The 18821-nt window shown below is 76.3% G+C and carries 18 protein-coding genes; 11 read left to right on the top strand and 7 right to left on the bottom strand.

Annotated features, from left to right (window positions below; genetic code table 11):
- Window positions 1-89: 89 nt before the first annotated feature.
- Window positions 90-1181, top strand: a complete 1092-nt coding sequence (locus tag F593_RS0106560) for an NADH:flavin oxidoreductase/NADH oxidase (RefSeq protein ID WP_022927961.1) — start codon at window positions 90-92, stop codon at window positions 1179-1181.
- A gap of 87 nt (window positions 1182-1268) precedes the next feature.
- Here F593_RS0106560 and cobJ read toward each other — a convergent pair whose 3' ends face one another.
- On the bottom strand, window positions 1269-2003 hold the full coding sequence (gene cobJ, locus F593_RS23000) for a precorrin-3B C(17)-methyltransferase (RefSeq protein ID WP_022927960.1): 735 nt from the start codon (window positions 2001-2003) through the stop codon (window positions 1269-1271).
- Window positions 2004-2196: 193 nt separating this feature from the next.
- Window positions 2197-3885, bottom strand: coding sequence for a hypothetical protein (locus F593_RS31060; RefSeq protein ID WP_051160453.1), 1689 nt, complete (start codon window positions 3883-3885; stop codon window positions 2197-2199).
- 234 nt (window positions 3886-4119) lie between these two features.
- On the opposite strand from F593_RS31060, the gene cobA reads away from it, so the two are divergent.
- Genes cobA through F593_RS22975 form a run of 4 tightly spaced genes read left to right on the top strand, consistent with a single transcriptional unit; the run spans window position 4120 to window position 7771 of the window.
- Window positions 4120-5019, top strand: a complete 900-nt coding sequence (gene cobA, locus F593_RS22990; RefSeq protein WP_022927959.1) for a uroporphyrinogen-III C-methyltransferase — start codon at window positions 4120-4122, stop codon at window positions 5017-5019.
- Window positions 5006-5920: an energy-coupling factor ABC transporter permease gene (locus tag F593_RS22985; RefSeq protein WP_022927958.1), complete on the top strand. Its 915-nt coding sequence runs from the start codon at window positions 5006-5008 to the stop codon at window positions 5918-5920. The genes cobA and F593_RS22985 overlap by 14 nt, the downstream gene beginning before the upstream one ends.
- A complete protein-coding gene (gene cobO / locus F593_RS22980) occupies window positions 5917-6639 on the top strand; it encodes a cob(I)yrinic acid a,c-diamide adenosyltransferase (RefSeq protein WP_022927957.1) in 723 nt (240 codons plus the stop codon). The genes F593_RS22985 and cobO overlap by 4 nt, the downstream gene beginning before the upstream one ends.
- A gap of 4 nt (window positions 6640-6643) precedes the next feature.
- Entirely contained in the window at window positions 6644-7771 is a 1128-nt protein-coding gene (locus tag F593_RS22975; protein WP_022927956.1) for an alkaline phosphatase family protein, read from the top strand.
- 26 nt (window positions 7772-7797) lie between these two features.
- On the opposite strand, the gene F593_RS0106525 is transcribed toward F593_RS22975, so the two are convergent.
- Window positions 7798-8463: a TetR/AcrR family transcriptional regulator gene (locus F593_RS0106525; RefSeq protein WP_022927955.1), complete on the bottom strand. Its 666-nt coding sequence runs from the start codon at window positions 8461-8463 to the stop codon at window positions 7798-7800.
- 101 nt (window positions 8464-8564) lie between these two features.
- On the opposite strand from F593_RS0106525, the gene F593_RS0106520 reads away from it, so the two are divergent.
- Window positions 8565-9506 (top strand): SDR family NAD(P)-dependent oxidoreductase, encoded by a 942-nt coding sequence (locus tag F593_RS0106520; RefSeq protein WP_022927954.1) that lies wholly within the window; start codon window positions 8565-8567, stop codon window positions 9504-9506.
- Here F593_RS0106520 and F593_RS0106515 read toward each other — a convergent pair.
- Together F593_RS0106515 and F593_RS0106510 are read right to left on the bottom strand one after the other, a co-directional pair.
- Window positions 9464-9937, bottom strand: a complete 474-nt coding sequence (locus F593_RS0106515) for a GNAT family N-acetyltransferase (RefSeq protein ID WP_022927953.1) — start codon at window positions 9935-9937, stop codon at window positions 9464-9466. The two genes, F593_RS0106520 and F593_RS0106515, sit on opposite strands and share 43 nt — an antisense overlap.
- Window positions 9934-10284: a VOC family protein gene (locus F593_RS0106510; protein WP_022927952.1), complete on the bottom strand. Its 351-nt coding sequence runs from the start codon at window positions 10282-10284 to the stop codon at window positions 9934-9936. Before F593_RS0106510 ends, F593_RS0106515 begins: the two co-directional genes overlap by 4 nt.
- A 66-nt stretch (window positions 10285-10350) precedes the next feature.
- Between F593_RS0106510 and F593_RS0106505 the strand changes: the two genes are divergently transcribed.
- On the top strand, window positions 10351-11805 hold the full coding sequence (locus tag F593_RS0106505) for a cobyrinic acid a,c-diamide synthase CobB (RefSeq protein ID WP_022927951.1): 1455 nt from the start codon (window positions 10351-10353) through the stop codon (window positions 11803-11805).
- 17 nt (window positions 11806-11822) lie between these two features.
- Here F593_RS0106505 and F593_RS22970 read toward each other — a convergent pair whose 3' ends face one another.
- Window positions 11823-13382 carry an MFS transporter gene (locus F593_RS22970; RefSeq protein WP_022927950.1) on the bottom strand — a complete coding sequence of 520 codons (1560 nt, stop codon included), beginning with the start codon at window positions 13380-13382 and terminating at the stop codon, window positions 11823-11825.
- Between the two features lie 88 nt (window positions 13383-13470).
- Here F593_RS22970 and F593_RS0106495 point away from each other — a divergent pair, with 88 nt between their 5' ends.
- Both F593_RS0106495 and F593_RS22965 read left to right on the top strand, forming a co-directional pair.
- Window positions 13471-13848 (top strand): MarR family winged helix-turn-helix transcriptional regulator, encoded by a 378-nt coding sequence (locus F593_RS0106495; protein ID WP_022927949.1) that lies wholly within the window; start codon window positions 13471-13473, stop codon window positions 13846-13848.
- Between the two features lie 76 nt (window positions 13849-13924).
- Window positions 13925-15268 carry an MFS transporter gene (locus tag F593_RS22965; protein ID WP_022927948.1) on the top strand — a complete coding sequence of 448 codons (1344 nt, stop codon included), beginning with the start codon at window positions 13925-13927 and terminating at the stop codon, window positions 15266-15268.
- A 105-nt stretch (window positions 15269-15373) separates the two neighbouring features.
- Here the strand turns inward: F593_RS22965 and F593_RS22960 are convergent, their stop codons facing one another.
- Window positions 15374-17491: an MMPL family transporter gene (locus tag F593_RS22960; RefSeq protein ID WP_022927947.1), complete on the bottom strand. Its 2118-nt coding sequence runs from the start codon at window positions 17489-17491 to the stop codon at window positions 15374-15376.
- Window positions 17492-17670: 179 nt separating this feature from the next.
- Here F593_RS22960 and F593_RS22955 point away from each other — a divergent pair, with 179 nt between their 5' ends.
- The gene (locus F593_RS22955) at window positions 17671-18129 is read left to right on the top strand and encodes a MarR family winged helix-turn-helix transcriptional regulator (protein WP_022927946.1); all 459 of its coding nucleotides are present in this window, start codon (window positions 17671-17673) and stop codon (window positions 18127-18129) included.
- A 93-nt stretch (window positions 18130-18222) separates the two neighbouring features.
- Entirely contained in the window at window positions 18223-18810 is a 588-nt protein-coding gene (locus tag F593_RS22950) for an LOG family protein (protein WP_022927945.1), read from the top strand.
- Window positions 18811-18821 lie beyond the last annotated feature (11 nt).

Raw genomic sequence — 18821 nt, 5'->3', positions numbered from 1 at the left:
GCCCACGGCGGCAATCCCCCGTGAGGCCGGGACGCGTTCGGGCCTCCGCTAGCGTCGCTCGTCCGTCCGTACGCGATCGAGAAGCCTGCATGCACCACGCCGCCGACACCCCCGAGCCCCCGCACCTCTTCACCCCGCTGACCCTGCGGGGCCTGACGCTGCGCAACCGGATCGCGGTCTCCCCCATGTGCGAGTACTCGTCCGAGGACGGGTTCTCGAACGACTGGCACCTCGTGCACCTGGGCTCGCGCGCCGTCGGCGGCGCGGGGCTCGTCATCACGGAGGCCGCCGCCGTCAGCCCCGAGGGCCGCATCACCCCGCAGGACCTCGGGATCTGGAAGGACGAGCACGTCGACGGCCTGCGCCGGATCGTGGCGTTCCTGCAGGAGCACGGGTCCGCCGCGGGGATCCAGCTCGCCCACGCCGGCCGCAAGGCGTCGACGCGCCGCCCGTGGGAGGACCGAGGCCGCGCGGAGGTCCCGGTGGAGGACGGCGGCTGGACGACGGTGGCCCCGACCGCCGAGTCGTTCGCCGACGGGTACCCGATGCCGGTCGAGCTCGACGCCGACGGCATCGCGCAGGTCGTCTCGGACTTCCGTGAGGCCACGCGCCGGTCCGCCGAGGCCGGCTTCGACCTCGTCGAGATCCACGCCGCCCACGGCTACCTCCTCCACGAGTTCCTCTCGCCCCTGTCGAACCACCGCACGGACGCGTACGGCGGGAGCCCCGAGAACCGCCGGCGCCTGCTGCTCGAGGTCGTCGACGCGGTCCGCGAGGCCTGGGGCGAGGAGCGCCCGATCACCGTCCGCGTCTCTGCGACGGACTGGGCCGAGGGCGGGTTGACGATCGAGGACACGGTCGCCACCGCCGCCGTGCTGCGGGAACGGGGCGTCGACCTGATCGATGTGAGCTCGGGCGGCAACGTCGCCGCCGCGATCCCCGTCGGCGCCGGTTACCAGACGGCGCTCGCCGCGACCGTCCGCCGCGACGCCGGCGTCCGCACCGGCGCGGTGGGCCTCATCACGGGCGCCGAGCAGGCCGACACGATCGTCCGCACCGGCCAGGCCGACCTCGTCCTGCTCGCTCGGGAGCTGCTGCGCCAGCCGTACTGGCCGCTCCACGCCGCGAAGGCCCTGCGCGCCGAGGCCCCCGTGCCCGACCAGTACCTGCGGGCCTTCTAGGGCCGCGGGCGGCCACGGGCCCGGGGCATCGGGCCCCTGAGGCCGCCAGCGGCCGCGGCCCCGGGGCGTCGCGGCCCCCGGGCGGGATCAGCGGCCGCGGGCCGTGACGAGCCAGGGGCCGAGCCGCTCGACCGTCGGCCCGGCCACGAGGACGAGCGTGCGCATGGCGACCCGCTCGGCGTCGAAGTCGCCGAGCGTCGCGACCTCGACGTGCTGCTCCGGCCGGCCGACGTCCGTGGCCAGCGCCACGGGGGTGGCCGGGTCGCGGTGCTCCAGGAGCAGCTCGCGGACGCGGTCGAGCTGCCAGGTGCGGGTGCGCGAGCGCGGGTTGTAGAGCGTGAGGGCCAGGTCCGTGGCGGCCAGGGCGGAGAGGCGCGACTCGACCTGCTCCCACGGCACGAGGACGTCGGAGAGCGAGACCGTCGCGAAGTCGCCCAGCGGCGCCCCGAGCAGGGCGGCGGCCGCGGTGCCGGCCGTCACCCCGGGGACGACCTCGACGCCCGGCCGTCGGTCCTCGGGCACCGCGGCGACGGCGCGCAGGGCGAGTGCGGCCATGCCGAAGATCCCGGTGTCGCCGGAGGACACGAGCGCCACCCCGCGGCCCTCGACGGCCAGGGCGACGGCGCGCTCGGCGCGCTCCTCCTCCTGCCCCATCGTGCCGCGCTCGACGAGCTGCTCCTCCCGCAGGAGGTCGGCGCACTGGTCGACGTAGGGGCCGTAGCCGACGACGGCGTCGGCCGCCGAGACGACGGCCGTCGCACGGCCGGTACGGAGCTCCGGCCCGCCGGGACCGAGGCCGACGATCCACAGGGTCCCGGGCATGGCGACATCGTAGGGCGGCCGGTCGTCGGGACGGCGGCCGGCCCGGGGCGGCGACGGCGGAGGGTTGAGGTGTCCGCGCGCGGCGGGCGCCGCGGACGCGGTGGCGGCGGTCCGCGACGGGTGCCGCGGACGCGGTTCCGGGACGCCCCGGAGGTGCTGGCAGCGAACCGCGGCGGGTGCCGCGGGCTCGGGCTCAGCCCGCGTCGGCGGCCGGGACCGGGGCCGCGGTCGCGGCCTCCGGGGCCGGGGTGGCGGCGGCGGGCGCCGGGGCGTCGGCCGCGGCCTTCTCCTCGTCGGGCTTCGGGCTCGCCGGGGCCTCGTCCTCGTCCTCGTCCTTCGCCGGGCTGCCGCCGCCGGGGACGGTGCCGAGCTGCGGGGACACCTGATCCGGCGTGGCCGGTGCCGGCTCCGGCTCCGGGGCCGGAGCCGGCTCGGGGGCCGGGGCGGGATCCGGGACCGGGGCCGGGTCGGGCGTCGGCTCGGGGATCGGCGTCAGCTCCTCGGGCGTGCCGCCCAGGGGCTCGTCGACCTCGGGCACGTGCACCACCACGTCGACGCCGGCGGAGGCGTCGGGGGTCCCGACCGGGGCGGGGGTCGCGGGGAGCGGCAGGCTGATGGAGGCGCCGTCGCCACCGCTCGGCACGCCCGGGGCGGGCCGCAGCGGCAGGATGACCTCGACCGGATCGGGAGCGGGCTCCGCCGGCGTCACCGGGGCCGCCGGGGTCGTGGGCTCCGCCGGGGTCACCGGGGTCGTGGGCTGCGTCGGCGTCGTGGGCGTGGTCGGGGTGCCCGGCGTCGTCGGGGTGCCCGGCGTCGTCGGGGTGCCCGGCGTGGTCGGGGTGCCCGGCGTCGTCGGGGTGCCGGGCTTCGGGTCCGTCGGCTTCGGCGTCGTCGGGTCGCCGGGCGTCGCGGCCTTCTCGGCGATCGGGGCGAGGACCTCGACGACGTTGCTGGCGCCGGCGCCGGCGTCCGTCTCGTTGTAGGCGATCTTCGTGAGCTGGGTCTCGACCGGCTTCAGCTGCATGCGGACGCGCACGGAGAAGTTGCCCGTGGACGCGTCGACGAGGTCCACGAGGGCGCGGAGCGCGACCGGGTTGGTGCCGTCGCCGGCGTTCGCCTTGAGCGCCGCGATGGCCTTCTCGTCCAGGCCGAGCCGCACGTCGACGCGCTCGGGGACGGTGCTGGCCGTGCCGTCGGCGGCGGGCGGCTGCGAGGCGGCCAGGCGCAGACGGACCTGGGACCCGGGCTGGAGCGTGCCCGCCTCGGTCCCGGTGACGGACATGTCCGTGACGCGCAGGCGCACGCGGGTGGAGGCCGGCGTCGTGGGCGCGGCGGGCGTCGCGGCACCGCCGCCACCCACGCCGTCGGGCGCCGGGGTGGAAGGCGTCGGGGCGGCCCCGCCGCCGCCCACGCCGGCGCCCGCACCGCTGCCGGGGCCCGCGGCCGCGCCGGAACCCGAGCCGCCGGGGCGGATCGCCGAGCCCGTGGAGCCGGAGGTACCGCCGGCGCCGCGACCACCGGAGGGGCGCGAGGACCCGGCGCTGGAGCCGGCGGCCGAGGAAGAGGGGTTGGTGGTGCCGCCGGACGTCCCGCCGGCAGCGGCGGTCGTCGGGTCGACGGGGAGCGCCGCGACGAGGTCGTCGCCGGCGCGCCCGGTCGTCGCCGGGACCGTCAGGGAGACCGTGCCACCCGGGCCGCGACCGATGGAGCGGGCCGCGGGGGCGTCGGGGAGCTGCAGGGCACCGGCGCCGCGCTGGGCGGAGGCGTCGACGTCCGCATCACCCGTGTGGATGAAGGCGTCGCCGAGGGTGAGCGTCGCGACGACCAGCGTGACCCCGAGGGCGGAGGTCACCGTCACGTCACGTCGGGTGCGCCGGTCCATGCTCATCCATCGGAGCCGCGCGGCGGCGGCTTGAGTGTCAAACGTCCACACGGGAGTGGTCTTACGTGGGAACGGGGGTTTCACCGAACGGTCTAGCCGAACGTCCGAGCCCGAACGTCCAGCCCGCTCGCCGGGGCGCCCCGGTCGGGGGGTCCTTGGTCCGCAGGGGTCACGCGACGGCGGCGTCCGGTCGAGGCCCGCAGGCCCCCGGTCCTCTCCGGTACCGTGCCGCCGGTGACGGTCCACCTCATCGGGGCCGGCCCGGGCGATCCGGACCTCCTCACGGTCCGCGCCGCGGAGCTCCTGCGCTCCGCGGAGGTCGTCGTCAGCGACCGCCCCTCCTCCGATCCCGTAGTCGCGCTCGCGCCACCGACCGCCGAGCGCGTGCTCGTCGGCAAGGTGCCGGCGGCCGACGGACGCCCGGCCCGCCGCGCCCTCCCCCAGGACGAGGTCTGCGCGCTGCTCGTGGAGCTCGGCCGGGGCGGGCGCGAGGTCGTGCGGCTCAAGAGCGGCGATCCGTTCGTCGCGGCCCGCGGCGGCGAGGAGGCCCTCGCCCTGCGCGCGGCCGGCGTCCCCTTCACGGTCGTACCCGGGTTGAGCGCGGGGCTGGCCGCGCCGGCCTTCGCCGGGATCCCCGTCCACGTGCGGCAGCTCTCGCGCACCGTCACGGTGCTCGCGGGCAACAGCGACCCCGAGTATCCGGGCGAGGTCGACTGGGACGCCCTCGCGCGCCTCGGCGGGACGATCGTCGTCCTCACGGGCCGCTCGCGGATCCGCCGCATCGCGGGCTGGCTCATCGCCGCCGGGATGGACCCGCTGACGCCCGTGGCGGGCATCAGCGCCGCCGGGCGCGCCGGGGCGCAGGAGACGATCCGCGGCACGCTCGCCGCCCTCCCCCCGCGGCAGGACCCGCCCGTCACGTTCGTGATCGGCGCGGTCGCCGCGCTCGAGCTCGACTGGTTCGACGGCGGCGTCGCGCGCACCGTGGAGGAGGCCGGGGCGCTCACGCCGGTCGTCCCGCGCCGCCGCGACGGCGTCGGCCCGACACCGGCACCGGATCCGGCATCCGCACCGGCGGGACCTGCGTCCGCACCCACCTCCTCCGACCCGGAGGCCTTCCGTGCACATCCCTGAGGGGTTCCTCTCCGGCGAGGCCACGGCGATCGGTGCCGGGGTCGCCGTCGCGGGCATGGCGTTCGCGATCTCGCGCGCCGACGTGAAGGGCGACGACGGCCGCCTGCCCCTCGCGGGCCTCGCCGGGGCGTTCTTCCTCGTCGGCGACACCCCCTTCATCCCGATCGGCGTGGGCACCCAGGGCCACCTGCTGGGCGGCACGCTCGCCGTCGCGCTGCTCGGGCCGTGGCTCGGGATGCTCACGATCGCCGTCGTCACGATCGTCCAGGCGCTCGTGCAGGGCGACGGCGGCATCACCGTCCTCGGCCTGAACATCGTCAACGCGGCGCTCGTCCCCGCGTTCATCGGCTACCCCATCCTGCGCCTGATCCAGTCGGTGGTCCGGCGGATCCGCGGCCGCAGCACGGCGGGCGGACTCGCGTTGGCCTGCGCCGTGGCGGCGTACGTCAACGTGCTCCTCGCGGCCTGCCTGTTCGTGCTCGAGTTCCACCTGGGCCACCAGGGCGCGGTCAACATCGAGCCCGTGATCGGCGGGACGATCGGCGTCTACGCCTTCGTCGGCGTGATCGAGGCGATCGTCACGGCGGGGATCGTCCGCGCGCTGCTGGCCCGGCGGCCCGACCTCGTCCTGATCGCGCCGCCCGAGCTGCGGCCGAAGCGCCGCCGGCCCCGGGCGCGCCCGGCCGCCGCGGGGCCGCACGTCCCGCCGCCGGCCGGCAGCGAGCCGCAGGGCCCGCGCGCGGCCGGCGACCCTGAGGCGTCGGTCGTGCCGCCGCCGGCGGGATGCGAGCCGCAGGGGCCCGCGACCGCCGAGGCCGGGCCGGACGGCGCCCCGGACGCGTCCGCCGGTCCGGGCGCCATGATCGACGACCCGCGCACCACCTCCGGAGGCCCCGCATGACCGACGAGCACGCCACCCCGCAGACCCCCACGCCGGGCAACGCGAACCCGGACGAGGGCGCGACCGCCGCCGAGCCGACGGTCGCCCCGGGCCCCGAGGCCGCGGAGCGCCACGCCGCCGCCGACCTGCCCCACACGCCGGACGACCAGGGCTCGGAGGAGGCCGTCCGCCGCAAGAAGCGCGACATCCCGCTGGTCGCGGTCGTGACCGGCACGGGCAAGGGCAAGTCGACCTCGAGCTTCGGCATGCTGCAGCGCGCCTGGGCCCGCGGCTATCGCTCCGGCGTCTTCCAGTTCGTGAAGGGCGGCAAGTGGAAGGTCGGCGAGCGCAAGGCCGCCGAGGCTCTGCACGCCTCGGGCGCGGGCGGCACGATCGAGTGGGAGATCCAGGGCAAGGGCTGGACCTGGATCCAGCGCGACATGACGGAGTCCGAGGACATCGCGAAGGCGGGCTGGGACGAGGTCAAGCGCCGGATCGCGGAGGAGCGCTACGAGTTCCTCCTGCTCGACGAGATCACCTACCCCATCTCCTGGGGCTGGATCGACGTGGAGGACGTCGTCGCGACCCTGCAGGGACGCCCGGGGTTCCAGCACGTCGTCCTCACGGGGCGCAACGCCCACGAGCGGTTGATCGAGGTCGCCGACCTCGTGTCCGAGGTCCAGAACGTGAAGCACCCGATGCAGGCCGGGATCCGCGCCCAGCAGGGCATCGACTGGTGACCCGGTGAGTGCCGCCGGCCTCACCGACGTCTGGGACGCCCCGGACGACGCCGACGACCTCGACGCCGCGGAGGACCGCGACGCGGCCGCGCGCGCCGAGGCGGCGGGCCACACGCGCGGGCGTCGCGTGCTCGTGATCCCGGACGGGCTGGCGGAGCGCCCGGGTCCGCTCGGCACGACGCTCTCCTCCGTCAAGCCGATGGCCCTGAACGCCGTCGCGCGCCGGGGAGCGGTGCGCCGCGTGGCGACCACGCCGGAGGGTCTGCAGCCCGGCAGCGAGGTCGGCCTGCCGACCCTCCTGGGGTGGGCACCGACGGGCGTCGTCTCCCGCGGGCGGATCGACGCCGCCGCGCACGGGTTGGACGAGCCCCGCGGCGCCGTCGTCCACCGCGTCGACGTGCGCCACGACGACGGCCGCCCCTGGCCCGAGCTCGCGCCGAGCGCCCTCACGCTGCTGCGCGGGCTGGACGAGGCGCTGCACGTCGAGCACCTCTCCGCCCACCGCTTCCTCGTCTGGGGCCACCGCACCCCGACGCTCCCGCGCCGCCTCGATCTCGACGACCTGGGCTCCGCCCACGGCGTCGCCGGAACGCACGACCCCGACGACCTCCCCCGCTTCCAGCTGTGGCCGGACGGGATCGAGCCGCCGCCGATCCTCGACGAGGACACCGTCGTGGTCTGCGCGCCCCGCTCCACGATGGCCGGGGTGGCCCGGCTCATGGGCGCCGCGACCGTGCACCCCGCCGGCGCCACCGGCCGCCCCGGCACGTCGGTCGCCGCGAAGGCCCGCGCCGCCGTGAGCCTGCTGCGCGACGGCATCCACACCGTCGTCGTCCACGTCGGCAGCCCGGACGAGGCCGCCCACGCCCGCGACCCGCAGGCCAAGCGGCTCGAGATGCAGAAGATCGACCGCGACCTGATCGCCCCGCTGGCGGCCGTCGTGCTCGACCTCGGCGCCACGCTCGCGATCGTCCCGGACCACGGGACCGACCCGCGCACGGGCGAGCACCTCGCCGACCCCGTCCCCGGCGTCCTGTGGGGCCCCGGCGTGCGCTCGAGCGGCCCGGACCGGGTGACGGAGGAGGCGGTGGCGCAGGCACCGGTCGTGTCCTCGCCCTGGCGGATGGACTGACCCCGGGGAGGTCCCGGCGCCGCGGGTCAGTCGCGCGGCAGCACGCCCACCAGCGTCGCGGTGAACGAGTTCCGCAGGGCGGCCTGCAGGTCCAGCTCCAGCACGCCGAGGGCGGGCTCCTCCGCGTAGGCGGCGACGAGGCTGGGCGGCGGCGGGACGTACGCCGACAGGGCTCCCGCCGAGACCAGGCTCATCAGGCAGAACCGCTGCACGCCGTCGCCGAGCTCCGGCAGGTGCCGGCGCACGAGGTCGACCATCGTCGTCAGCCGCGCGAGGGACGCACGCTTGTGCCGCTTGACCACCTCGACGGAGACGTTGTGCTCGAGGACGCCGCCCTGCGCGCCGAAGAGGTCGCAGAGCACCACCCGCTCCGCCAGCGACCGGCTGAGGACGTCGGCCAGCTGCCCCGCCCGCACCTCCGGCGTCGCCCGGGCCTCGACGCCCGCGTCCAGGTCGTCCGCCAGCTCGGCGAGCCAGGTCCCCAGGAACACGTCCAGCAGCTCGAGCAGCACCGCCTCGCGCGACTCGAAGTACCGCAGGACGTTCGACTTGGCCAGGCCCACCCGCCGGCTGAGCTCGTTGAGGGTCACCGCGGCCACGGGCATCTCGGCGAGCATGGCCGCCGTCGTGTCCAGGATCGCCCGGCGGCGGATCTCCCGCTGTTCCTCGCTGCGCGCCCGCTGAAACGTCACCCCCCGCATCCTAGCTACAGACCACCGGTCCCTTGACAGCGGACCGCCGGTCTCTTACTGTCCGGAGCAGAACAGACCGATGGTTCGTTAGGAGAAGCGGCATGAGCAACGACTGGACAGCACACGAGATCCCCGATCAGCACGGGCGGGTGGCGATCGTCACCGGCGCCAACACCGGGCTGGGGTTCGAGACGGCGCGGATGCTCGCCGAACGCGGGGCGACGGTGGTCATGGCGGTCCGCAACGTCGAGAAGGGCCGGGAGGCCGCCGCCCGCATCGCGGGCGACGTCACCGTCCAGGCCCTGGACCTGGCGTCCCTGGACTCGATCCGGTCCGCGGCCGTCGACCTGCGCGCCGCCCACCCGCGCATCGACCTCCTCATCAACAACGCGGGCGTGATGTACCCCCCGAAGCAGACCACCGCCGACGGCTTCGAGCTGCACTTCGGCACGAACCACGTGGGCCACTTCGCCCTGACCGGCCTGCTGCTGAACCAGCTCCTGCCCGTCCCCGGCTCCCGCGTCGTGACGGTCAGCAGCACGGGCCACCGCATCCGGGCCGCCATCCACTTCGACGACCTGCAGTGGGAGCGCTCGTACAGCCGCATGGGCGCCTACGGCCAGTCCAAGCTCGCCAACCTGCTGTTCACGTACGAGCTGCAGCGCCGGCTCGCCGCGCACGGCACCACCGTCGCGGTCGCCGCCCACCCCGGCATGTCGAACACGGAGCTGACCCGCAACACGCCCGCCGTGTTCCGCCTGCCCATCACCTGGCTCGCCCCCTTCTTCACTCAGAAGCCCGAGATGGGCGCCCTGCCGACCCTGCGCGCCGCCACCGATCCGGCCGTCGCCGGCGGGCAGTACTACGGCCCCGACGACCGCCGGGAGATCCGGGGCTACCCGAAGCTCGTGACCTCGAGCCCCGACTCCCACGACGCGGAGGTCCAGCGGCGCCTGTGGACCGTCTCGGAGGAGCTCACCGGCGTGACGTTCCCCCTCGGTCAGGCCGTCCCGGAGCTCTCCGGTGCCGGTGCCATGTCGTAGGTGACGAACGGCGTCGCCGTCGCGACGCTGTCGTAGAGCGCGCGGGCCGTGGCGTTGTCGTCGCGGGTGATCCAGCGGACGACGCCGAGGCCGCGCTCGTGGGCGAGGACCCGCAGGTGCGCGAGCAGGGCCCGGCCCGCCCCCGTCCCCCGGGCCTCCGGGTCGACGAAGAGGTCGTCGAGGTAGAGGCCCGTCGTGCCCGCGAGTGGCCACGCGAACTCCCGGACGTGCGCGAGGCCGATCGGGCGGTCGCCGGCGTCCGTGGCGACGAAGACCTCGATCTCGGCGCCCGGACCCTGCGTGCGGGCCCAGAGCGCGTCGAGGTCGGTGTCGGACTTCGGCCGCGCGTAGAAGTCGCCGTACCCGCGGTACAGCGCGCGCCACGCCTCGCGGTCGTCGGGGCGCAGCGGACGGACGGCGATCGGGCTCACGGGTGGCCGAGCACGTTGACGACGGCGCCGGTCGGATCGCGCAGCAGGAACCGCCGGACGCCCCACGGCTCGTCCGTCAGCGGGTGGACGATCTCCAGGCCGCGGCGCACCGCCTCGGCGTGGACCGCGTCGACGTCGTCCACCTCGATCGAGACGGCGGGCGCGACGGGGGCCGAGGCGTCGTCGGCCATCACGCTCAGCTGCACGCCCTGGTCGCCCGGCACGGCGAAGGTCGTGATCCACCCGTGGTCCATGACGACCTCCATGCCGAGGACGTCCGCGTAGAACCCGCGACCGACGCTCGGGTCCTCCGCGTGGAGGTTGGGGACGATCCGCACGACGGGCACGGCGCGAGTATCGCGCGCCGACGGGCGGCCGACGGGCGGCCACCGGCGAGGGATACGGTCCGCCCGGTGACCGCTCGCCTCGTGATCGCCGGCACCACCTCGGGGGCCGGCAAGACCACCGTCGCGTCCGGGCTGATGGCCGCCTTCACGGCCCGAGGCCTGACGGTGCAGGGCGCCAAGGTCGGGCCGGACTTCATCGACCCGAGCTACCACGCGCTCGCGACGGGGCGCCCGGCGCGCAACCTCGACGCGTTCCTGTCGGGACCGGAGCTCGTCCCCGGGCTGCTCGCCCACGCGTGCGCGGACGGGACCCCGGCCGACCTCGCGATCGTCGAGGGCGTGATGGGGCTCTACGACGGCGCCTCCGGCCGCGGCGAGCTCGCGTCGACCGCGCACGTCGCCAAGCTCACCCGCTCCCCCGTCGTGCTCGTCGTCGACGCCGCGTCCATGGCGCGCTCGGTCGCGGCGCTCGTCCTGGGCTACAAGCACTACGACCTCGGGGTCGACATCGCCGGGGTGATCCTGAACAAGGTCGGCTCGAGCTTCCACGCCGACCTGCTGCGCGAGGCGCTCGAGCCCATCGGCGTGCCCGTGCTCGGCGCGTTGACCCGCGACGAGCGCGTCGAGACCCCGTCGCGCCACCTGGGGCTCGTGCCCGTCGACGAGCGCGACGCCCGCGCCCGCGGGGCGCAGGCGGTGCTCGCCGAGCGGATCGCGGAGGGCTGCGACCTCGAGGCGCTGCACCGCATCGCCCGGGGCGCTCCCGACCTGCACGCGACGGCCTGGGACCCGGTGGCCGCACTGGCCGCCGACGCCGGGACGGCCGCGCGGGCCGCGGGCGCAGGTTCGGCGCCGCGGGGCGAGCGGGCGTTGGCGGCCGTGCCCGACCCCGTCCGCCACGCCGCCACGGGCGCCGCCCCCGTCGTCGCCTACGCCGCCGGCGCGGCCTTCACGTTCCGCTACGCGGAGAACCTCGAGCTGCTGCGGGCCGCGGGCGCCGAGCTCGTCCCCTTCGACCCGCTCGGCGACGCCGCGCTGCCCGAGGGCACGGACGGGCTGTACCTCGGCGGCGGGTTCCCGGAGGAGCACGGCGAGGCACTGGCCGCGAACGCGCCGATGCGTGCCGCGGTCGCCGCGCACGCCGCGGCGGGCCGGCCGATCGCCGCGGAGTGCGGCGGCCTGCTCTACCTCGGCCGCAGCCTGGACGGCCACGAGATGTGCGGCGTGCTGCCCGGCGAGGGCCGGCTGGGCAAGCGCCTGACCCTGGGCTACCGCGAGGCCACGGCCGGCGCGGACTCCCCGCTGTGGGAGGCCGGCGCTGCCGTCCGCGGCCACGAGTTCCACTACTCCACCGTCACGCCCGAGACGACGGACCCGCCGGCCTGGGCCCTGCGCTCGCGCGGGCGGGAGCGGAGCGAGGGCATGGCCACCCCGACGGTGCACGCGAGCTACCTGCACACGCACTGGGCGGCGTTCCCGGGGGCCGCGGCGCGGTTCGTGCGGGCGTCCGCCGGGGGCTGAGCGGGCGACTCCGCTCGTCAGTCCGCCGCGCCCGCGGCCACCCCGGCCTGCGCGGCCGCCGCGCGGGCCCGGGGCCGCAGGGCGATCACCGTGGCCAGCACGCCGAGGAGCGCGACGCCGGCGACGAGCAGCGTGGCGGGGGTCAGCGCGTCGAGCACGCCGGCGGCCTGGTTGCCGCCCTCCGTCCGGCCGCTGACGACCGCGGTGACGAGGGCGAGGACGAGTGCGCCGCCGAGCTGGAAGCTCGTGTTGACGAGGCCGGAGGCCAGGCCCTGCTCGTCGTCCGCGATGCCCGCGGTGGCCTGCATGTTCAGCGCCGGGAAGCAGAGCGCGAAGCCGATGCCGAGCAGCAGCATCGTCGGCAGGAGGGTCACGACGTAGGAGGGCGAGGAATCCGCGCGGAGGAACAGCGCGTAGGCGCCGACGAACGCGACGAGTCCGGCGAGGATCACGGGTGCCGTGCCGACGCGGTCGACCAGTGCGCCGGTGCGGGGCGCGCCGAAGGCCACCAGCAGGCCCGCCGGCAGGAAGGCGAGCGCGGTCTCCAGCGGCGACCAGCCCAGGGCGTCCTGCAGGTAGAGGGTGCCGAGGAACTGGAAGCCGACGTACGAGCCGAAGACCACCATCGCGCCGAGGTTGGCGTGCACGATGTGGCCGGCGCGCAGCACACCCAGGCGGACGAGCGGGTGGGCCGAGCGCGTCTCGATGCGGACGAACGCGGCGAGCAGCAGGGCGCTGAGGGCGAACGTGCCGAGCGTGACCGGGTCGAGCCAGCCCTGCGCCGGGGCCTCGACGACCGCGTAGACGAGCAGCAGCATCGCGCCGGTGATCGTTCCCGCACCCGCGAGGTCGTAGTGGTTGTGCTGCGTGTCGTCGGGCCGGTCGCGCGGGATCGTGCGGGCGGCGACGACCACGAGGATGACCGCGATCGGGGCGGGCAGCAGGAACGTGTAGCGCCAGCCGAGCTCGGTCAGCAGCCCGCCGAAGACGAGGCCGAGGGAGAACCCGCTCGCGCCGCACGCGGCGTAGATGGAGAGCGCGCGGTTGCGGGCCGGGCCCTCCGCGAACGTCGTGGTGATGATGGACAGGCCGGCGGGCGCGGTGAACGCGGCGGCGACGCCCTTCACGAAGCGCGTCGCGATCAGCAGCGTGCCGTCGTCGACGAGCGCGCCGAGCAGCGAGGCGACCGCGAAGACGGCCAGCGCGACGAGGAAGACGCGGCGGCGGCCGAGCAGGTCGGCGGCGCGACCGCCGAGGAGCAGCAGGCCGCCGTAGCCGAGCACGTAGCCCGAGACGACCCACTGGAGCGTGCCGGGCGCGAGGTCGAGGTCCTGGGCGATGGACGGCAGCGCGACGCCGACCATGGAGACGTCGAGGCCGTCGAGGAAGAGGGCGCCGCAGAGGACGATGAGCGCGGCCCAGACGCGGGCGTCCCAGTGCTCGCCGGTGACGTGGGCGGGGTGGCCGGGGCCGTTGCCCGCGTCGCCGCCGGGCGGCGACGACGCGGAGGACGGGTTCCGGGCGGCGTCGTTCGTGCTGCCGACGCGGCCCGATGGTGCGGGAGGAGGAGATGCCATGCGGCGGAAGTATATGCAGACGCATTCAATGCGTGTGCAGAAGCTGTGAACGCATCGATACCCGCAGCGGCGCTACACTCTGGCGGTCATGGCACCCGATCCGACCGTCGAACGGTGGCGCCGACTGCTCGCCGAGCACGCCGAGACGACGTGCGCGCTGGAGCGCGAGCTGCAGGACGGCCACGGCCTCTCCGTCAGCGAGTTCGAGGTCCTCGAGCGGCTCGCCGAGGCCGGTGACGACGAGCGCCGCATCCAGGAGCTCGCCGACGCGGTGCACCTGAGCCAGAGCGCCACGACGCGCGTCGTGGGCCGGCTGGAGAAGGACGGCCTCGTCCTGCGCTGCATGTGCAGCAACGACCGCCGCGGCGTCGTCGCCCAGATCACCGACGACGGTCGCGACCGCTATGCCGCGGCCCGGCCGACGCAGCGCCGGGTGCTCGACGAGCACCTCTCCCCCACCGCCTGACGCCGACGGCGGACCGCGGTCGCCTGCGACCCGGGCGCACACCGGCCGCCACGGACGGCTGGTACAACGTTTGACGATGCAAGCTTCGGTCGATCCCTCCGTCGCGGCGCGCCCATCGCTCCGCCGCGCGTGGTGGATCTGGGGCGTCGGCGCGGTCGCGTACCTCGTCGCGATGTTGCACCGCATGGCGCTCGGCGTGGCCGGGTCCGACGCGGCGGAGCGGTTCGACGTGCCCGTCGGCTCCCTGGCGATCTTCACGTCGCTGCAGCTCGTCCTCTACCTGGCGATGCAGATCCCGGCCGGGCTGCTCGCCGACCGCTTCGGCCCGCGCCGCACGCTCGCGATCGGCCTGGCGCTCATGGCCACGGGCGAGCTGCTCTTCGGCGTGGCGCACTCCATGGGCCTCGGGCTGACGGGGCGCGCGCTCGTCGGGATCGGCGACGCCCTGACGTTCCTCAACGTGCTGCGGCTCGCCCACGCGTGGTTCCCCTCGCGGCTGCAGTCGCTGCTCGCCGCGCTGACGGGCCTCGCCGGGGCCTTCGGGCAGCTCGTCTCGACGGTCCCGCTCGAGGCCAGTCTCGCCACGTTGGGCTGGGGCGGCACGTTCCTCGGGCTCGCCGGGGTCACGGCCGTGCTCGTCGTCGTGCCGCTGACGCTCGTGCAGGACCGGCCAGGGCCCCGACGCCGGCGAAGGGCCGCGGCCGCGGGCGACACCCCCGTCCCCGAGGCGATCCGGCACGAGCCGATCGGCCGCACGCTCGCCGACGCGTGGCGGCGCCCGGCCACGCGCCAGGGCTTCTTCGTGCACATGGCGACCCTCACGCCGTTCATGGTCTGCGGCGCGGTGTGGGGCGTCCCGTACCTGACCGGCACGCAGGACATGACGCGCGCCTCGGCCGCGAGCTTCCTCCTGGTCGGCTCGCTGGCGTTCGTGGTCACGAGCCCCCTCGTCGGGCTCCTGATCGGCGACGACGCCCGGCGCGGCCGGATCGCCGCCCTCGTCTTCCCCGCCGTCTCCGCCGCGGCGTGGCTCGTGCTGCTGCTCTGGCCCGGCGGCACCGTCCCCCGCGGCGTGCTCCTCGGCGCGCTGGCGCTGACGGGCGTCGGCGCGGGCGCATCCGTGATCGGCTTCGAGCTCGCCCGCCGCGCCGCGCCGCCGGCCGCCAGCGGGGCCGCGGCGGCGCTCGTGAACTGCGGCGGCTTCTCGGCCTCCGTGCTCGCCGCCCTGGTCATCGGCCGCCTGATCGGCGACGGGACGGGCGGCGCGTCGACCACCCAGCACGCGATGGCGCCGATCCTCGCCGCGGCCCTGCTCGGCCTGGCGGGCTCCGTGTACTACGGCCGCCGGGTCGCGGCGGAGCGTCGGGCCGCGGAGCACGACGCGGTGCCACCGGCCGGCGCCGCCGTCGCCGCGGACTGACGGCGCGGCCGGCCCAGGCCCCACGGCTGGCCGACGGCGCTGCGGCTGGCCGACGGCCGGGCCGGCCGACCGGGGCGCCGGGACCGCCCGCCAGCCCGAGAGGCCCTACCCCCGGCGGTGCCCCAGCAGGCGCTCCAACCGCGCCGGCATCCACCAGTTCGCGCGGCCGAAGAGCGTCACGAGCGCGGGGACGACGAGGGCCCGCACCACCGTGGCGTCGAGCAGGATGCCCGCGGCGAGGCCCGTGGCGAGGATCCGGATCTCGGTGTTCGGCGCCGCGCCGAGGGCGACGAACGCGAGGAACAGGATGAGCGCGGCGCTGGTCACGAGCCGTCCCGTGTGGCCGAGCCCGGCGATCACCGCCTCGTCCGTGTCCCCCGTGCGGTCGTACTCCTCGCGGATCCGGCTGAGGATGAAGACCTCGTAGTCCATGGACAGGCCGTAGAGGAAGGCGAAGATCGCCAGCGGGACCCACGTCGTGATGGAGCCGGTGGCGGGCACGCCGCCGATCAGCTCGGAGCCCCACCCCTGCTGCCAGACGAGCACGACGATGCCGAAGGAGGAGCCGACGGAGAGCACGTTGAGCAGCACGGCCTTCAGCGGCAGCAGCACGGAGCGCAGGGCGCGGGCGAGCAGCACGAACGTGATGAGCGCGATCAGCGCGACCATGAGCGGGAACGACGCGTAGATCGCGTCGGTGAGGTCGCGGTCCTGGGCGGCCGGGCCGCCGATCCGGGCGCCGGCCTCGGGTCCCACCTCGCGGATCCGGTCCAGCGTCGCGCGGCCTTCGTCCGCCGCGGAGTCCTCCCGGGGCAGCGCGAGCTGCACCGTGGTCTCGCCCCGCTGCCACTCCGGGCCGGTCGGCGCCACGACGCCACCGACGCCGTCGACCTCGCGCAGGCGCCGGCCGACGTCGGGTCCGGTCTCGGCGCTCGAGAGCGCCTCGACGGGCGTCAGGATCCCGGCGCCGAGGCCGGAGTCCTCGAGCCGCGTCAGTGCGGTGCGGGCCTCGCCGCCGGAGGACAGCGCGTCGACGGACGGCTGCCCCGGCCGCAGGGTCGTCGCGACGCCCGCGAGGACGCCGAGCAAGAGCAGCCCCGCGACGGCCGCGGCCCAGCGCCGCCGCACCACGAACCGCGACCACCGCGTCCAGCCCGCGCCGCCCTGCGCCGCCTCGGGTCCCGCGTGCCGGCGGGAGTAGCGGCGGTCGAGCCGCTCCCCGACCGTGGCCAGCAGCACGGGCAGGAGCGTCAGCGCCGCGACCACCGAGACGATCGGGATCAGCAGCCCGCCGAAGCCGATGGAGCGGATGAACGGGACGGGCACGACGACGAGCGCCAGCAGGCCGATCGCGACGGTCAGGCCCGAGACCGCGACGGCGCGGCCGGCGGTGCCCATCGCGGCGACGATCGCGTCGTCGCCCGACAGCCCCCGCGCGCGCTCCTCGCGCCAGCGGAAGACGACGAGCAGGGAGTAGTCGATCGCCACCCCGAGCCCGATCAGCCCGACGAGGAACTGCACCACGAACGAGACCTCCGTCGCCGCGGCCAGGAGCCGCAGGAGCGCGAAGGTGGTGAGGATCGACACGGCGGCGACGAGCAGGGGGACGAACGCGAGGGGCGAGGCGAAGACCCACGCGAGCACGATCAGCGCGCCCAGCCCGCCGAGCAGCGTCTCGGCGAGCAGGCCGATGCCGCCCCCGCCACCGGAGTCGTCGGACAGCGCCTCGATGCCGGTGACGCGCAGCGGGGCGCCGCCGACCTGCTGCTCCTTCGCGGCGCGACGCGCGGCCGCGAGCGCCTCGGGGTTCTCGTCGGGCGCGGCCCGGCCGACCGGCGGCAGGACGAGGGCCGCGGCGGTCCGGCCGTCGCGCGAGACGAGGCCCTCGCCCGTCGCACCCGTCGGCAGCGCGACCCGTGAGCGCGGCACGGCCTCGGCCACCCGCTCGACGGCCTGGCGCAGCTCGTCGCGCACGTCGGGGTCGCTCGCCCGGCCGTCGCGGGGCGCGGCGACGAGCACGATCGGCGCCACGAGCCCGCCGTTGCCGTACTGCCGGACGATCTCGCGGTTGGCCTGGAACGCGGGGCGCCCCGGGGCGTCGAAGGAGCGGGAGAGCGCGTCGCCGATCCCGCTGGCCGCCCACGCCCCCACGAGCGCGAGCAGCACCCACAGCGCGCCGACGAGCCGGCGGTGGTGCAGGACGCGGTCCGTCAGGCGCCGCACGGGGCACCCCCCGACGGGCGCGCGCCGCGGACGGACGGCGACGCCGGCCTCGGGGAGTGCGACGACGCCGGGGGCGCCGAACCATAAGGAGCCTGATGGTCCATGGGCGCCACGCTACCAGCCGGGGCCCCGGGCTCCAACCGGTCGGCCGGAGCGCCGTCTAGCCTGCGGGGCACCGCATGGCCGCCGAGGACCCCTTCCCGCTCGACGACGTCCTGGGCTACCTCATCGGGCGGGTGGCGCACGACCTGCAGCTCGGGTTCACCGAGCTCATGGCCGGCGAGGGCCTGACCGTGCGCCAGTTCGGCGTGCTCAACCACGTCGCCCGCGCGCCGGGCCTGCCGTCGGCCGAGATCGCGCGCCGCCTGGACGTCACACCGCAGAGCATGGTCTCCCACGTCGAGACGCTCTGCCGTCGCGGGCTGCTGCGTCGCGACCCCGATCCCGGACCGGGTCGCGCGATCGGCGTGCACCTGACGCCGGAGGGCGAGGCGCTGCTGGCGCGCGCCCGGATCCTGGCGCGCGAGTACGAGGAGCGCACCACGGGCCACCTCGACGCGGAGGGTCGCCGCCGCCTGGCGGCCGAGCTGCGGGAGATCCGCCGCCGCGCGCTCGCGTCGCCGGACGCCGAAGGCTGAGGCCGCGCCGCCGTCCGCGCCGCCGTCCGCACGCGGACGGGCGGGCAGTCGCCCCGGCGGGCGCGTCGCGGCGCCGGGTGCCACGATCGGGGCATGCCGTTCCGCTCCATCTGCGTCTACGCCGGCTCGAACCCGGGGGACGACCCCACCCACGCCGAGACCGCCCGGGCGCTGGGCACGCTGCTGGCCGAGCGGGGTATCGGGGTGGTCTACGGCGGCGGCCGCACCGGCCTGATGGGCGCCGTCGCCGACGCGACCCTGGCGGCCGGTGGCACCGTGGTCGGGATCATCCCCGCCCACCTGGAGGAGCGCGAGGTCGCCCACCGGGGGCTGACCGAGCTCGTGGTCGTCGGGTCGATGCACGAGCGCAAGACCCTGATGGCCGAGCGCGCCGACGCGTTCGTCGCGCTCCCCGGCGGCCTGGGGACGCTCGAGGAGCTCGTCGAGGTCGCGACGTGGACGCAGCTCGGGATCCACGACAAGCCCGTCGGGCTGCTCGACAGCGCCGGCTACTGGCGTCCCCTCGACGCGTTCCTCGAGCACGCGGTCGCCGCCGGGTTCCTGCACCCGGAGCACCGCAAGGCGATCGTGCGCGAGGACGACCCGGCCGCGATGCTGGACGCGCTGGAGGCGTGGCGGCCGGTGCAGGTCCAGAAGTGGCTCGAGCTCGACGAGCGCTGAGCCGACCTCGC

Origin of the sequence: Patulibacter americanus DSM 16676 (assembly GCF_000420025.1) — a bacterium.
GTDB classification, from domain to species: domain Bacteria; phylum Actinomycetota; class Thermoleophilia; order Solirubrobacterales; family Solirubrobacteraceae; genus Patulibacter; species Patulibacter americanus.
This window is presented reverse-complemented; position numbering and strand designations above follow the sequence as displayed.

Excerpts from the sequence above, each read along its gene's own strand:
- cobJ (WP_022927960.1), bottom strand. The coding sequence starts at position 2,003 with ATGCCCGGGACCCTGTGGATCGTCGGCCTCGGTCCCGGCGGGCCGGAG.
- F593_RS22965 (WP_022927948.1), top strand. The coding sequence starts at position 13,925 with ATGCAAGCTTCGGTCGATCCCTCCGTCGCGGCGCGCCCATCGCTCCGC.
- F593_RS0106560 (WP_022927961.1), top strand. The coding sequence starts at position 90 with ATGCACCACGCCGCCGACACCCCCGAGCCCCCGCACCTCTTCACCCCG.
- cobO (WP_022927957.1), top strand. The coding sequence starts at position 5,917 with ATGACCGACGAGCACGCCACCCCGCAGACCCCCACGCCGGGCAACGCG.
- F593_RS0106520 (WP_022927954.1), top strand. The coding sequence starts at position 8,565 with ATGAGCAACGACTGGACAGCACACGAGATCCCCGATCAGCACGGGCGG.
- F593_RS22950 (WP_022927945.1), top strand. The coding sequence starts at position 18,223 with ATGCCGTTCCGCTCCATCTGCGTCTACGCCGGCTCGAACCCGGGGGAC.
- F593_RS22955 (WP_022927946.1), top strand. The coding sequence starts at position 17,671 with ATGGCCGCCGAGGACCCCTTCCCGCTCGACGACGTCCTGGGCTACCTC.
- F593_RS31060 (WP_051160453.1), bottom strand. The coding sequence starts at position 3,885 with ATGGACCGGCGCACCCGACGTGACGTGACGGTGACCTCCGCCCTCGGG.
- F593_RS22970 (WP_022927950.1), bottom strand. The coding sequence starts at position 13,382 with ATGGCATCTCCTCCTCCCGCACCATCGGGCCGCGTCGGCAGCACGAAC.
- F593_RS0106495 (WP_022927949.1), top strand. The coding sequence starts at position 13,471 with ATGGCACCCGATCCGACCGTCGAACGGTGGCGCCGACTGCTCGCCGAG.